Annotated in this window: 14 protein-coding genes; 12 read left to right on the forward strand and 2 right to left on the reverse strand. The window is 68.0% G+C overall.

Going from position 1 to position 14,460, the window contains the following annotated elements:
• Positions 1 to 68: 68 nt before the first annotated feature.
• Entirely contained in the window at positions 69 to 863 is a 795-nt protein-coding gene (locus tag Q9R14_RS12955) for a potassium channel family protein (RefSeq protein ID WP_306002654.1), read from the reverse strand.
• A 40-nt stretch (positions 864 to 903) separates the two neighbouring features.
• On the opposite strand from Q9R14_RS12955, the gene dapF reads away from it, so the two are divergent.
• The 5 genes from dapF to Q9R14_RS12980 all read left to right on the forward strand — a co-directional run bounded on the left by dapF (position 904) and on the right by Q9R14_RS12980 (position 6,302).
• Positions 904 to 1,734: a diaminopimelate epimerase gene (gene dapF, locus Q9R14_RS12960; protein ID WP_306002655.1), complete on the forward strand. Its 831-nt coding sequence runs from the start codon at positions 904 to 906 to the stop codon at positions 1,732 to 1,734.
• A 133-nt stretch (positions 1,735 to 1,867) separates the two neighbouring features.
• On the forward strand, positions 1,868 to 4,198 hold the full coding sequence (locus tag Q9R14_RS12965; RefSeq protein ID WP_137720507.1) for an NADP-dependent malic enzyme: 2,331 nt from the start codon (positions 1,868 to 1,870) through the stop codon (positions 4,196 to 4,198).
• Complete coding sequence (gene rsmI, locus Q9R14_RS12970; RefSeq protein ID WP_306002656.1) at positions 4,195 to 5,067, forward strand: 16S rRNA (cytidine(1402)-2'-O)-methyltransferase; 873 nt, start codon at positions 4,195 to 4,197, stop codon at positions 5,065 to 5,067. The genes Q9R14_RS12965 and rsmI overlap by 4 nt, the downstream gene beginning before the upstream one ends.
• 5 nt (positions 5,068 to 5,072) lie before the next feature.
• Positions 5,073 to 5,474, forward strand: a complete 402-nt coding sequence (locus Q9R14_RS12975) for a YraN family protein (protein ID WP_306004156.1) — start codon at positions 5,073 to 5,075, stop codon at positions 5,472 to 5,474.
• Between the two features lie 12 nt (positions 5,475 to 5,486).
• Positions 5,487 to 6,302, forward strand: coding sequence for a SirB1 family protein (locus Q9R14_RS12980; RefSeq protein WP_039246771.1), 816 nt, complete (start codon positions 5,487 to 5,489; stop codon positions 6,300 to 6,302).
• Here Q9R14_RS12980 and Q9R14_RS12985 read toward each other — a convergent pair.
• Positions 6,299 to 7,555, reverse strand: coding sequence for a UbiH/UbiF/VisC/COQ6 family ubiquinone biosynthesis hydroxylase (locus Q9R14_RS12985; protein ID WP_306002657.1), 1,257 nt, complete (start codon positions 7,553 to 7,555; stop codon positions 6,299 to 6,301). The genes Q9R14_RS12980 and Q9R14_RS12985 overlap by 4 nt on opposite strands.
• A gap of 140 nt (positions 7,556 to 7,695) precedes the next feature.
• On the opposite strand from Q9R14_RS12985, the gene Q9R14_RS12990 reads away from it, so the two are divergent.
• From Q9R14_RS12990 to rpsO, 7 genes are all read left to right on the forward strand, one after another.
• The gene (locus Q9R14_RS12990) at positions 7,696 to 10,107 is read left to right on the forward strand and encodes a DNA translocase FtsK (protein WP_306002658.1); all 2,412 of its coding nucleotides are present in this window, start codon (positions 7,696 to 7,698) and stop codon (positions 10,105 to 10,107) included.
• A 187-nt stretch (positions 10,108 to 10,294) separates the two neighbouring features.
• The gene (locus Q9R14_RS12995; protein WP_052247750.1) at positions 10,295 to 10,978 is read left to right on the forward strand and encodes an outer membrane lipoprotein carrier protein LolA; all 684 of its coding nucleotides are present in this window, start codon (positions 10,295 to 10,297) and stop codon (positions 10,976 to 10,978) included.
• A gap of 70 nt (positions 10,979 to 11,048) precedes the next feature.
• Positions 11,049 to 11,600, forward strand: coding sequence for a hypothetical protein (locus Q9R14_RS13000; RefSeq protein WP_306002659.1), 552 nt, complete (start codon positions 11,049 to 11,051; stop codon positions 11,598 to 11,600).
• On the forward strand, positions 11,597 to 12,280 hold the full coding sequence (locus tag Q9R14_RS13005) for a DUF2459 domain-containing protein (protein ID WP_306002660.1): 684 nt from the start codon (positions 11,597 to 11,599) through the stop codon (positions 12,278 to 12,280). Before Q9R14_RS13000 ends, Q9R14_RS13005 begins: the two co-directional genes overlap by 4 nt.
• A 65-nt stretch (positions 12,281 to 12,345) precedes the next feature.
• Positions 12,346 to 12,801, forward strand: a complete 456-nt coding sequence (rbfA, locus tag Q9R14_RS13010) for a 30S ribosome-binding factor RbfA (RefSeq protein WP_045811010.1) — start codon at positions 12,346 to 12,348, stop codon at positions 12,799 to 12,801.
• A 145-nt stretch (positions 12,802 to 12,946) separates the two neighbouring features.
• Positions 12,947 to 13,879 carry a tRNA pseudouridine(55) synthase TruB gene (gene truB, locus Q9R14_RS13015; RefSeq protein ID WP_306002661.1) on the forward strand — a complete coding sequence of 311 codons (933 nt, stop codon included), beginning with the start codon at positions 12,947 to 12,949 and terminating at the stop codon, positions 13,877 to 13,879.
• Between the two features lie 73 nt (positions 13,880 to 13,952).
• On the forward strand, positions 13,953 to 14,222 hold the full coding sequence (gene rpsO, locus Q9R14_RS13020; protein ID WP_017506665.1) for a 30S ribosomal protein S15: 270 nt from the start codon (positions 13,953 to 13,955) through the stop codon (positions 14,220 to 14,222).
• The last annotated feature ends 238 nt before the right edge of the window (positions 14,223 to 14,460 follow it).

A 14,460-nucleotide genomic window follows, 5' to 3' on the forward strand; every position in this document is an offset into this window, starting at 1 on the left:
AACGACGCCTTCCCGTGCGGCAAGCCGTGCGACCTTACCGTTTTGTCACACCGGCGGGACGCGCCGCCTCAACCCTCGTCGGGAATGCAAAGCAGCTTGCCGCACGCCTTGCAGTGGACGGCGTCGGGGTCGTGGTTCTGCAGGCCGCAGCGGTCGCAGGGAAAGTGCACCTTGTGCGGTCGGATCAGGGCTTGGGCCAGGCGCAGGAACAGGGTGATGCCGACCAGCATGACGGCGATGGACAACAACCGCCCCCACGGCCCCGGCAGGGTGACGTCGCCAAATCCGGTCGTCGTCAGAGTGGCCACGGTGAAATACAGCGCATCCACATAGCCGGCGATGCCGTCATGCCCCCTGAAGGTCGCATAGACGAAGCCGGTCGCCACGAAGACGAAGGTGATCAGATTGGCCAGGGCCCGCGCGATCCCCTCCACCCGCGTATCGTCGAACCGCGCCCCCACAGTGCGCCAGAAGAAGTCCGAGTTCAGCAGGGTCCACAGCCGCAACATCCGCAGGAAGCCGAGATTGAACAGCCAGGCCGGGAACAGCAGGGTCGCCAGCACGAACAGGTCGACCCAGACGATCGGCCGCTTCAGCCAGTCCTTGATGTTCGCATAGGCATAGGCCCGCGCGGCCAGGTCCAGGGCCAGGATAGCGGCGATGAAATAGTCCAGCGCATAGAAGGCCCAGCCCATGTTCTTCAGGATGGGCGCCGCCAGGAAAAAGCCGATGATCGCCAGGTCGATCACAATGACGGTCAACCGGAACTTCACCGCCGCCGGCTGGCTGCCGTGATACAGGAAGCGCAGCCGGGCGCGCAGTCTCAGGCCGTTGTCCTTGGGGTCGGTTTCGGTCTGGGACACGCTGGTTTCCGCGACGCTGGGTTGGGCCTATATGGCCTGCATGACCCGTCCTTTCGTCAAGATGAACGGCGCCGGCAATGACTTCGTCGTCGTCAATGCGCTGGAACAGCCGTTCGCTCCCGGCGAGGACCAGATTCGTGCGCTGGGCGACCGCCAGACGGGCGAGGGCTTCGATCAGCTGATCGCCATCGAATCGTCGGATACGGCCGACGCCTTCATGCGGGTGTGGAACGCCGATGGATCGATGGTCGAGACCTGCGGCAACGCCCTGCGCTGCGTCGGCTGGTTGCTGATGCAGGCGAACGGATCGGACCGCGTCCTCATCGACACGGCGGGCGGGCCGACGACGGCGACCCGCGCCGGCGACCACCGCGTGACTGTGGACATGGGCAAGCCTCGACTGGACTGGACCCAGGTGCCGCTGGCCGAAGAGATGGACACCCGCGGGATCGAGCTTCAGGTCGGGCCGATCGACGCGCCGATCCTGCATACGCCGGGCGCCGTCTCCATGGGCAATCCTCACGTAGTCTTCTTCACCGACCGCCAGGACGACGGCTTCGTCACCGGATCCGGCTCGCTGGTCGAGCATCACCCCTTGTTTCCGCAAGGGGTCAATGTCGGATTTGCTAATGTGCTGGACCGGGATCACATCCGCCTGCGGGTGTGGGAGAGGGGCGCCGGCCTGACCAAGGCCTGCGGCACCGGCGCCTGCGCCGCCCTGGTCGCTACGGCGCGGCGGGGCCTGTCCGACCGCAAGGCGACGGTCGTCGTCGATGGCGGCGAACTGGTCATTGACTGGGACGCCGCGACCGATCACGTCCTGATGACCGGGCCGGTCGAGATCGAACGGACGGGCGTGCTGTCGATCTGACGGCGTTGACGCTGACGCGCAGGTCAAGCTCGGGACCGATTGCTCAGGCTTCCTCCGCGTCAAGGGTTGGCGCGGCCCGTCCCAGCCTCTAGGACACGAACGGTTACAGCCACGCCGACGCCCTGGACGACCGATGCCCGATCAGACCGAAAAGCAAACCTTCTCCGACGACGAAGCGCTGGACTTCCACCGCATCCCGACGCCGGGCAAGATTTCGATGGCGCCGACCAAGCCGATGGCGACCCAGCGCGACCTGTCGCTGGCCTATTCGCCGGGCGTGGCCGTGCCGGTCCTGGCCATCGCCGCCGATGCGGACAAGGCCTACGACTATACTTCCAAGGGCAATCTGGTCGCCGTCATCTCGAACGGCACGGCGATCCTGGGCCTGGGCAACCTGGGCCACATGGCCTCCAAGCCGGTGATGGAGGGCAAGTCGGTCCTGTTCAAACGGTTCGCCGACGTCGACAGCTTCGACGTCGAGGTGAAGACCACCGACCCGGACGAGTTCATCACCGTCGTCAAGAACATCGGCGACACCTGGGGCGGCATCAATCTGGAGGACATCAAGTCCCCGGAATGCTTCGTGATCGAAAGCGAGCTTCAGGACCTGCTGGACATTCCCGTCTTCCATGACGACCAGCACGGCACCGCCATCATCTCGACCGCCGGCCTGATCAATGCGGTCCATATCGCCGGCAAGAAGCTGGACGAGATCAAGGTCGTGCTGGCCGGCGCCGGGGCGGCGGGCCTGTCCTCCATCGCCCTGATGAAGGCCGCAGGCGTCAAGGCCGAGAACACCGTGATCTGCGACCGCGACGGCGTCGTCTACAAGGGTCGCGATCACGGCATGGACCAGTGGAAGGCCGCCCACGCCACAGACACGCCGCTGCGCACCCTGGCCGAGGCCATGGTCGGCGCCGACGTGGTGCTGGGCCTGTCCGCCAAGGGCGCGATCACCAAGGAGATGGTCGCCTCCATGGCGCCCAATCCGATCATCTTCGCCATGGCCAATCCCGACCCCGAGATCACGCCCGAGGACGTCAAGTCGGTGCGCTCGGACGCCATCATCGCCACGGGCCGCTCGGACTATGTGAACCAGGTCAACAACGTCCTGGCCTTCCCTTACCTGTTCCGAGGCGCGCTGGACGTGCGCGCGCGCCGCGTGAACCACGAGATGAAGATCGCCTGCGCCCAGGCCCTGGCCGCCCTGGCGCGCGAGGACGTGCCGGACGAGGTCGCCGCCGCCTATCGCGGACGCAAGCTGAAGTTCGGCCCGGACTACATCATCCCGACGCCCTTCGATCCGCGCCTGATCTGGTACATCCCGCCCTTCATCGCCCAGGCGGCGATGGACACCGGCGTGGCCCGCGTTCAGATCGAGGACATGGACGCCTATCGTCACGCGCTGCGCTCGCGCGTCGATCCGTCCGCCGCCCTGATGCAGAAGATCAGTTCGGCCGTGCGCGGCGGGCCGAACAAGCGCGTCGTCTTCGCCGAAGGCGAGGAGCCGGCCGTCATCCGCGCCGCCTGGGGCTTCAAACAGGCCGACCTGGGCACGCCGATCCTGGTCGGCCGCGAGGATCTGATCCGTCAGAACGCCGCCGAGGCCGGTCTGAACTTTGACGAGTTGGGCATCGAGATCACCAACGCCCGCGTCTCCGACCACAATGTCGAGGACACCGACTGGCTGTACGAAAAGCTCCAGCGCCGGGGCTATCTGCGCCGCGACGTCCAGCGGATGATCAATCAGGACCGCAACTATTTCGCCGCCACCCTGGTCGCCAAGGGCCGGGCCGACGCCATGGTCGCGGGCGTGACCCGCAACTTCAACATGGCGCTGAAGGAGGTCCAGCGCGTGCTGGACGTGGATGACACCCTGATCGGCCTGTCGATCCTGCTGGCCAAGGGCCGCACCCTGTTCGTCGCAGACACCACCATCCACGAACTGCCGAACGCCGAAGAGCTGGCCGACATCGCCATCAAGGCGGCCGACACCGTCAGGAAGCTGGGTCGCAATCCGCGCGTGGCCTTCCTGTCCTATTCCACCTTCGGCAACCCGCCCGGGGACCGCGCCGAGAAGGTGCGTGAGGCGATCCGCATTCTGGACAAGAAGGGCGTCGATTTCGAATACGAAGGCGAAATGCCGCCGGAAGTCGCGCTGGATCCCAAGGGTCACGCCGCCTACGCCTTCAACCGCCTGACCAAACCGGCCAACGTTCTGGTCATGCCTGCCATCCATTCCGCCGCCATCTCGACCAAGCTGGTTCAGGCCCTGGGCGGCGCGACCGTGATCGGTCCGCTGCTGGTCGGTCTGGAGAAGCCGGTGCAGATCGTGTCGCTGGGCGCCTCCGTCAGCGAGATCATCACCGCCGCCACCTTCGCCGCCTATGACGCCGGTCCCGCCTTCCAGGGCTCGGGCCTGACCTCGGCGCCGCGCCCTCCCGCGGCCGTGGTCGAGCGTTGAGCGAAGCCTCGCCCTTTCCACCCGCCGCCCCGCCGCCCCGGCGGGTGGAGCCGGGCCTCTATCTGGTCGCCACCCCGATCGGGAACCTGCGCGACATGACGCTGAGGGCGCTGGACGTGCTGGCCGCCGCCGATCTGGTGCTGGCCGAGGACACCCGCGTCACCGCCAAACTGCTGAGCGCCTATGGTCTGAAGGCCAGGCTGGAACGCTGCGACGACCACGCGTCCGGTCGCGCCGCCGAACAGGCGATCGAACGGCTGCGTGAGGGGCAAGTCGTGGCCCTGGTGTCGGATGCGGGCACGCCGTTGGTCAGCGACCCCGGCTTCGTCGTCGCCCGCGCGGTGATCGCGGAAGGCCTGCCCGTCCATCCGATCCCCGGCGCCTCGAGTCTGCTGGCCGCCCTGTGCATCGCCGGTCTGCCCGCCGACCGGGTGCTGTTCGCCGGCTTCCTGCCGCCCAAGACGGCCGGGCGCACCGCCGCATTGGAAGCTTTGAAGAGCCAGCGCCAGACGCTGGTCTTCTTCGAAAGCGGGCCGCGTCTGAAAGACAGTTTGACCGACATGGCCGCCGTGCTGGGGCCGCGCCCCGCCGCCGTCGCCCGCGAACTGACCAAACTCTATGAAGAGTGCGTGCGCGGGACGCTGGACGACTTGGCCGCCGATCCGCGTCTGGACAGTCCCAAGGGCGAAATCGTCGTCGTCGTCGGCCCCGGCGAAGAGGTCCAGGCGACCGAGGCCGACGCGGACGCCGCCCTGATCGACGCTCTTCGGACCTTATCGACCGGCGACGCCGCGTCGGAGGTCGCCAAGGCCTTGGGTCTGAACCGAAAGACCCTGTATCGCCGGGCGCTGGAGCTGAAGGGCAAGTGAAACGCCTGTCTCGTCCCGCGCCGGTCCGTCGCCCCAAGGCGGCGTGGCGTCAGGCGAAGGGCGGGACGGCGTTCAAGTCCGGTCATGCCGCCGAATGGATCGCAGCCTTCTGGCTGATCCTGCGCGGCTATCGCGTTCTCGGCTTCCGTCTGAAGAGCCGGGCCGGCGAGATCGATCTGCTGGCCTGTCGCGGTCCGGTGCTGGCGGTCGTCGAGGTCAAGCGCCGCGCGACGATGGAGGCGGCCCTGATGGCGCTGAAGCCGGTCCAGTACGATCGACTGGTCGCAGCGGGCGAGGCGATCCGGCGCAATCGGCCGGGCCTGCAACGTCTGGAATTGAGAATTGATATGGTGGCGCTGGCTCCCTGGCGCGTTCCACGTCATCTTCGCGGCGTCGAGAGGCGCTGACGAGGGGATCGCATGACGCGCGAGGAGGCCGAGGCCGTCCTGACCGCCGCCGGTCAGGCCGAAGACGACGCCTTTCCCTTGCTGGAGGCGGCGATCGCCTGCGCGATCCATGACCATCCGTTGCGTGATCCCGAGCCTGTGCGCGCCCTGGCCCGCAACGCCTGCGAGCGGCTGAAGGAGCGGATCGGCGGCGAAGGTCCCGATGAGGCCCTGGCCGAAACTCTGTGCGCCGACCTGCGGCTGAACGGCGACCTGATCCATTACGACCATCCCGACAATACCGACATCATCGCGGTCGCCGAGCGGCGGCGCGGCCTGTCGGCTGTGCTGGCGGTCTTCTATCTGCACGCGGCGCGCGCGGCCGGCATCACGGCGGCCGGCGTCGATTTTCCCGGCCATTTCATGGTTCGCGTCGAAACGCCGGAAGGTCCCGTCGCCCTGGACCCGTTCAGCCAGGGGCGGCTGATCCTGCCCAGCGAACTGACCCGGCGCGCGCTTCGCGCCGGTCTGATGCCGCACGTCGCGGATCGGCTGGATCTTCTGATGGCGCCGGTGACGGATCGTCAGTCGCTGATCCGGCTGCAGAACGTGCTGTTCAGCCGCGCCATTCGCGGTCGGGATTATGAAGGCGCCGAGCGGTCGGCCCTGCGCCGCGCCCTGCTGGACCCCGAGGACCACCGACCGTGGCTCGACGTCGCCTCGGCGCGCGAAAAGCAGGGGGCGCTCGCCGGCTCGCTGCAGGCCTTGGCGCGGGCTCAGGGCTTGGACGGCGTCGAGGAGGCGCGGCGGTTCACGACCTTCGAGCGCGTGCGGATGCAGTTGAACTAGACGACGGCCTCGCCGCGCAACAACCGGGGCAAGTCGCCCGTCGCGCCGCCCGCTTCCTGCATGAAGGCGCGGCGTAGAGGGCCGATGCGATTGACCGCCGCCATGCCCAGGTCGCGCGCCAGACGCACCGGTGCGATGTCGTTCGAAAACAGGCGTACAAAGGCGTCGAAACCCGCCGCCAGGGCCGCATTGTCGAACCGGCGCCATCGCGCGTAACGCTCCAGAACGGTTTCCGACCCGATGTCCTCGCCCAGACGCGCAGCCTCGGCCAGAACCTCGGCCAGAGCGGCCGCATCCTTCAGTCCCATGTTCAGACCCTGGCCGGCGACCGGATGCACGCCGTGCGCGGCGTCCCCGATCAGGGCGATGCGCGGCGCGATCAGTTTTTCCGCCAGGCTCAGCGACAGCGGATAGACGAAGCGCGGACCCTCGACGGTCGCTCCATCAAGAAACTCGCCGAACCGCCGCATCAGATGGGCGTGGAAAGCCTCGTCCGACGCGTCGCGCAGGGCCTCGCCCCGCCGCGTCGTCTCGGTCCAGACCAGGCTGGCGCGCTGATCCGTCAGCGGCAGAATGGCGAAGGGGCCGCTGGGCAGAAAATATTCGTGGGCGACATTGCCGTGGTCGCGACCCAGCCGCACCGTTGCCACGACGCCGCTCTGGCCGTAGCCCCAGCCGACCGTCTCGATCCCGGCGGCGCGACGCAACGTCGATCCCCGCCCCTCGGCGCCGACGACCAGGGGCGCGATCAGGGTCGATCCATCGGCCAGGATCACGGTCGCCTTGCCCCCATCGGTCTCGACCTTGGCGACCGACGCCGGCGCCCGAACCGTGATCCCCGCCCGCGTCACCGCCTCGGCCAGGGCCGCACGGATGCGGCGGTTCTCGACCATGTATCCTAGCGGCTCGCCCCCGGTGCGGCCGCCGATCTCGTCGGCGTCGAAACGCAAGAAGGCGGGCGAGGCGGACTGGCTGGCCGCGCCCGGCCGACGCCCGTCCGTCACCAGAATATGATCCATCCGGCAGGCGTGGGGACGCAGGGTTTCGCCAAGGCCAAGCGCGTCCAGCATGCGGAAGGTTGAAAAGGCGACGGCGGTCGAACGCCCGTCGAAGGTCGGCGCCAGCTGGGCGCTGAACGGCTGCGGATCGACGATCACCACTTTCAACCCGCCTTGCGCCGCCGCCAGGGCGAAGGCCGCCCCGGTCAGCCCCGCGCCGGCGATGACGATGTCGTAGGGTTCGGTATCAGCCATGGAAGGCTTGTCGCGCCGTCGAGGCCAAAGGTCCAGAGGACGGTTTGTCCATCGCCAAGGCCAAGCTGGTAAACAGCCCCTTAACCCTGTGAGTGCGACAAAGGCGGTCGAACGTCAGCCGCCGGAAGGTTCGATCCTTCATGTCCACCGCCCTCGTCATCGGCCGTCAGGCCTGGATCAGCGCCCGCATCCTGTGGGACGCGCCCTTCGTGGTGCGGTTCAGGGGGGTGCTTCAGGCTCTTCTGGCGACACTGCTGCTGGTCGCCCTGATGTCGTGGAATCCGGCGGACGCCAGTCTGAATGCCGCCTCCAGCCTGCCGACGACCAACTGGCTGGGGGCCAACGGCGCCCTGTTCGCCGACCTGTTCATGCAATCGCTGGGCCTTGCGGCCTGGCCCGCCGCCCTGCTGCTGGTCGCCTTCGGCATGGCGCGCGCGGTCGGCGATGCGATCCAGCAAAGGCTCAAGCCCACGCCGTTGAAGGCCCTGGCCGCGACCGGCGGGGTGCTGCTGCTGTCCAGCGCGCTCGCCGCCCTGGCCGCGCCCGCCGCCTGGCCGCTCGCCGCCGGTCTGGGCGGTCTGTGGGGCGATGCAGTGACGGGGCTGGCGGCGCGCGGCCTCGGCGCCCTGCATATCCCCGGCGGCCGCATCATTGCGGGTCTCGTGTTCCTGATCGCCGGGCTGTGGCTGGTCGGCTTCGCCATCGGCCTGCGCGCCATGGATTTCTTGGACGCCCTGCACTGGAGCAAGTCGTTGCGCGCACCCGCGTCGCCTCAGCCGAAGCCCCAGGCCGCCCGCCAAAAGGCGCCCGCCAAGGCCCGAGCGCCCCGCGCCGCCCCACCGGAAGAGACGCCGCCGGCCCCGACCTATGCCGAAGAGCCGCCTCAGACCGCCTATGACGACCTGCCGCCTTGGGAGGATGACGCCGTCCAGCCCGCGCCCCGCCCCTCGGCCGCCCGCCCGGTCGAGCCGCGCGTCGCTGCGGTCAAGGCGCCCAAGGCCCGCAAGGACGACGTGGACCAGCAGGCTTTCGACTTCACTCGGCCCGAAGGTGATTTCGACCTGCCGCCGCTGGGCATATTGAGCAAACCCGGTCAGCGCACCGCCTCGGTCGACGAGGAGTCTCTGAAGCAGAACGCCAAGATGCTGGAAGGCGTGCTGCAGGAGTTCGGCGTGCGCGGCGTGATCGACCAGATCCGCCCCGGCCCTGTCGTGACGCTCTACGAACTGGTCCCCGCGCCGGGCGTGAAGCACGGCCGCGTGGTCGCCCTGGCCGACGATATCGCCCGGTCGATGTCCGCCCGCGCCTGTCGGATTTCCGTGGTCCAGGGCCGCAACGCCATCGGCATCGAACTGCCCAACGCCAAGCGCGAGACCGTCTATCTGCGCGACCTTCTGGCCAGCGCCGAATACGACAAGAAGGGCCATCTGCTGCCCCTGGCCCTGGGCGAGACCATCGGCGGCGAGCCCTATGTCGCCGACCTGGCGCGCATGCCTCACCTGCTGATCGCGGGCACCACCGGCTCGGGCAAGTCGGTCGGGGTCAACGCCATGATCCTGTCGATCCTGTATCGCCACAGCCCGGCCGAATGCCGCTTCATCATGATCGACCCCAAGATGCTGGAGCTGTCGGTCTATGATGGCATCCCGCACCTGCTGGCCCCGGTCGTCACCGATCCGAAGAAGGCCGTCGTCGCCCTGAAATGGACGGTGCGCGAGATGGAGGATCGCTATCGCCGCATGTCCAAGCTGGGCGTGCGCAACATCGCCTCCTACAATGAGCGCGCCCGCGAAGCCCAGGCCAAGGGCGAGCATTTCGAACGCACGGTCCAGACCGGCTTCGACGACCAGGGCCGCCCGGTTTACGAGTCCGAGAAGATCCGTCCCGAACCCCTGCCCTTCCTGGTCGTGGTCATGGACGAAATGGCCGACCTGATGCTGGTCGCCGGCAAGGACGTCGAGGGCGCGGTTCAGCGTCTGGCCCAGATGGCCCGCGCCGCCGGCATCCACCTGATCATGGCGACCCAGCGCCCGTCGGTGGACGTCATCACCGGCACCATCAAGGCCAACTTCCCGACCCGCATCTCCTTCCAGGTCACGTCCAAGATCGACAGTCGCACCATCCTGGGCGAACAGGGCGGCGAACAGCTGCTGGGCCAGGGCGACATGCTCTATATGGCCGGCGGTGGGCGGATCACGCGCCTGCACGGCCCGTTCGTGGACGACAAGGAAGTCGAGGACGTCTGCAAACATCTGAAGGCCCAGGCCGAGCCCGACTATCTGGATCTGATCACCGACGAACCGGACGGCGACGGCGACAACGGCTATGACGAGGGCGGCGGCGGCGGATCCGGCGACGACCTGTACGACCGCGCCGTCGCCGTGGTCACCCGCGACCGCAAGGCCTCGACCAGCTACGTCCAGCGCCGGCTCCAGATCGGCTACAACCGCGCCGCCTCCCTGATCGAGCGGATGGAGCAGGAAGGCGTGGTCAGCCCCGCCAACCACGCCGGCAAGCGCGATGTCCTGGCCGGCCCGCCGCCGATGGTGTGACGAAAATCGAGGAACGGCTGCGGCTCGGAGCCGTTGTCTGACCCGCTATCGCGTCCAAGCTTCAGCATTTCGATGAACAGGGCTTCATCGCAGCGCCGGAATATGGTCAGGCTCGCGTCATTCCGACGCCAAGCCGACCGGGCAAGACGGCAGGATCGACAACCATCCCGAACGGGAGACGAACTTCATGACCTCGCGCGCCAAGACCGTGGCTATGGCCACCCCCGACCTGCACCGCCGCAGCCTGCTGCTGGGCGCCGGCCTGACGACCGGCCTGATCGCGCTGGGCGCCTTCGACGCCGCCTATGCCCAGTCCAACCTGTCGGCCGAGGATCGCGCCGTAGTGCAGCAGGCGCAGGGCTATCTTCAGGCCCTGACCTCGGCGCAAGGGACCTTCACCGAAACGGGCCCGAACGGCCAGACGCGCCAGGGCCGCTTCTATTTGCAGCGTCCGGGAAAGATGCGCTTCGAATACACCAACCCGGCCGGTCTGCTGGTGGTGTCGGACGGCTATAACGTCAAACGCTACGACCCGCGTCTGAACAGCTTCCAGCAGGTGCCGCTGGGTCGCACTCCGCTGTCGACCTTCCTGGCGCGCAATGTGCGGTTGGACCAGGGCGTCCGCATCGAGCGCGTGACGCGGATGGCCTCGGGCGCCTTCGCCATCACGGCGCGGGATTCCAACCGCCCGAATGACGGTCAGGTCGTGCTGGCCTTCGCCGGCAATCCGATGCGTCTGCAAGAATGGACCATCACCGATCCGCAAGGCGCCCGCACCCGGACCCAACTGACCTCGCTGCAACCCGCGTCCGGCCTGTCGGCGCGCCTGTTCCAGCTCAGCGATCCGACCCGCCGGCCCGGCCGCAACTAAGGGCTTTCAGTCTAGGGTGTTCTGGGGGCGGGTGACCATTCCTCAACCCCTGTTCCCCTAGACTGGCCGCATGAGCGCGACCGCCCCGCCATCCGGCGTCCCATCGCTGAAATGGATCGCGGCGGTCGGCGCGGGCGCCTTTGCTCTTTTCATGCTGGGCGCCCTGGTGGTCGAACCGGCCCTGAACCGCCTGATGACGCCGACCGACGCCTTTGTCAGACCTCGCGTGTCCGGACAGGTCGAGGTCGGAGAAGTCGTGCTGTCCGGGCGCTACGTCGCGGCCGATTCCCACATGGCGCTCGACGTGGAAGGCGGCGCGCTGAGCACGACCACGGGCGGCCGCCTGACCTCGGCGCCGCATCGGCTGGTTCAGGCGGATCAGCCGGCCAGCGTCTCCAGAAGTTTCACTGACGCCATGGCCGTGCCGCCGATGGCCCAGATCGAGGTGAGGCGCGTGACGGCTGACGAAGACACGCGACTGTGCGCCGGTCATCCCGTCGGATGGCTGGCCCTGGCCGTGCGGCGCGACGGCTTCGTCCTGATGCCGGTGCGCCAGGGGCCGCCGCCGGGCGCCCTGTTGGCCGACGACCGCCTATGCGCCGTCCTGGACCTCAGCCGATGATGCGAGCCTTGGTGCTGGCGGCGCTGGTCGGACTGGTCGCCGCGCTTCTGACCTGGACCCGGCCGGGCGCGGAGGATCGCGAAGCGACGGATACTGTCGCCATTCTTGTGCTCGACAACGGCTTTCACACCGATATCGCCGTCCCGCGCGCCGCGCTGGAACGCCTCGGCGGCCCTCTGGCTCGTGCGGTTGAGGCTTTGGCGCCGGGTGACTGGGTCCTGATCGGCTGGGGCGATGCGAAATTCTACGTCGATCAGCGCCCGATTTCGGATCGGCTGCCGGACGGGGCGCGCGCCTTCCTGCATCCCGGCAATCGATCGGTGCTGATGCTGGCCCCTCGACGCGAGGATCCGCGGCTGGCCTATGGCGAAGACAGCGCCGCCCTGACCCTGAGCCGCGCCGCGTTCAATCATCTGGCCGCGCGGGTCGAGGCCTCACTCGATCTGTCGAACGGCCGGCCGCGCATCGCAGCCCTGCGGCCCGGCGACGACGCGCGCTTCTTCGCCAGCCGCGAGACCTTCTCCATCCTGCATCTGTGCAATCACTGGACGGCCGGCGTGCTGAACGCCGGCGGCGTGGCGATCCGTCCGGTGCCGGCCATCACCTCGGGCGAGGTGATGCGCTCGGTTCGGGCCGCCGAACGGGCGCGAAAACTGGACAGACCCACGCTGCGGGACTAGACCGCCCGACTTTCGCCTATCCGGCCGGGTCCGATCCCCAGCGGGCGAACAATAAGGAGAGGCCGATGGCCCACAAGCAACACACCCGCAACGCCTCCGGTCCTGCTGGACCCAGCCAGCGCCAGCTGCGCGCCGGCGAGCTGATCCGTCACGCCCTGGTCGACATCCTGCGCGAAGAGGATATCCACGACCCGGCCCTGGTCGGCGTTTCCGTGACCGTGACCGAGGTGCGGCTGTCGCCCGACCTGAAGCACGCCACCTGTTTCGTCGAGCCGCTGGGCGCCGGCGTCGAGACCGCGCCGACGGCTGGACACGAGAGCGAGATCATCAAGGCGCTGAACGCCCACGCCAAGTTCCTGCGCGGCCAGCTGGGCCGTCGGCTGGACATGAAGTTCACCCCTGATCTGCGCTTCCGCCACGACGAAAGCTTCGACGCCGCCAGCCACATCGACCGCCTGTTCGACGACCCCCGCGTCCGCGCCGACCTGGAGCGCCGCGACGAAGACGAGGGCGAAGACTGATGCTGGCGATCCTCTCCCGTCCTTCACGGGGGAGGGGGACCGCGCGCAGCGTGGTGGAGGGGGCGACCCCAGACACCGGCCTTGCGTCCGCCCCCTCCACCACTTCGTGGTCCCCCTCCCCCGCTTCGCAGGGGAGGATCTGAGGATGGCCCGCAAGAAGAAGGGCGACATCGTCGATGGCTGGGTCTGCCTGGACAAGCCGTTCGAGATGGGATCGACCGAGGCCGTCAGCCGCATCCGTCGCCTGTTCAACGCCCAGAAGGCCGGTCACGCCGGAACGCTCGACCCGTTGGCCAGCGGCATCCTGCCCATCGCGCTGGGCGAGGCGACCAAGACCGTGCCGATGATGATGGAGGCGCAGAAGGTCTATCGCTTCACCATCAACTGGGGTGTCTCGACCGACAGCGTGGACCGCGAGGGCGAGATCATCGGCCGCTCCGACGTGCGACCCACCGCGGATCAGGTGAAGGCCGCCCTGCCCGCCTTCGTCGGCGAGATCGATCAGACGCCGCCCCGCTTTTCCGCGATCAAGGTGGACGGCGCCCGCGCCTATGACCTGGCCCGCGACGGGGTGGAGTTCGAGCTTCAGGCCCGCCGCGTCACCATCCATTCGGCCGAGGTGACGGATGCGCCGGACGCCGACCACGTGGAGCTGACCATCCGCACCGGCAAGGGCGTCTATGTGCGTTCGCTGGCCCGCGACTTGGCCGGCGCCCTCGGCGCCGAGGGTCATGTCAGCGCCCTGAGACGCGAGCGCGTGGGGCCGTTCAGCACCCAAAACGCCGTCACTCTGGATTCTCTGGAGGAAATGGTGCATAGGGGCGCCGCCTCGGAAGGCTTGCTTGCCGTCGCGACCGCTCTGGACGACATCCCGGAACTGGCCGTGAACGAACAGGACGCCTTCTCGCTTCGGCAGGGACGCCCGATCGTTCTGCTCCCCCGTCAGGTGGAAACCCTAAAGGATCGTCTTACCGGCGGTTCGCGCACGGTTTCAGCCTTTCAGGGCCAGACCCTCGTCGCGCTGTGTCAGTTGCGGGCCGGCCGGCTAGAACCCGACCGTGTTTTCAATCTTTCCTGATCGCCTGATCAGGAGACTCCAACCCGGCCTCAAGTAGCGCGAAAGCGCGGTAGGCCACCAAGGGAGAACTACGATGTCGGTTACTGCTGAACGCAAGCACGAGATCATCGCCGATAACGCCCGCTCCGCCGGCGACACCGGCTCGGCCGAGGTTCAGGTCGCGATCCTGTCGGAACGCATCGCCAACCTCACCGAACACTTCAAGACCCACAAGAAGGACAACCACTCGCGTCGTGGCCTTCTGAAGATGGTGTCGCAACGTCGCCGCCTGCTCGACCACCTGAACAAGGTCGACGCCGGTCGCTACCAGGCGCTCATCTCCAAACTGGGCCTGCGCCGCTAAGGCGTCGGAACAGTGTAGAATACGCTTTCGAGGCGCGGGCGGTCACGTCCGCGCCTCGTTGTGCGATTAGAGACGACCTGTGCGCCGCAGGACTTACCGGCGCAGCTGCGAGGGCCATGATGGTCCTCTCCCGGTCGTCGCGATGGCGCGGCGGCCTCTGGATCGAAGGACTGAACGCCGACGCATCCGCCCCATGATGGGACCCCGCACGGAATACGCCGTCCGGGATACGAAAGAC

The sequence above is a fragment of the Brevundimonas sp. C43 genome (assembly GCF_030732185.1).
Classification (GTDB): domain Bacteria; phylum Pseudomonadota; class Alphaproteobacteria; order Caulobacterales; family Caulobacteraceae; genus Brevundimonas; species Brevundimonas diminuta_C.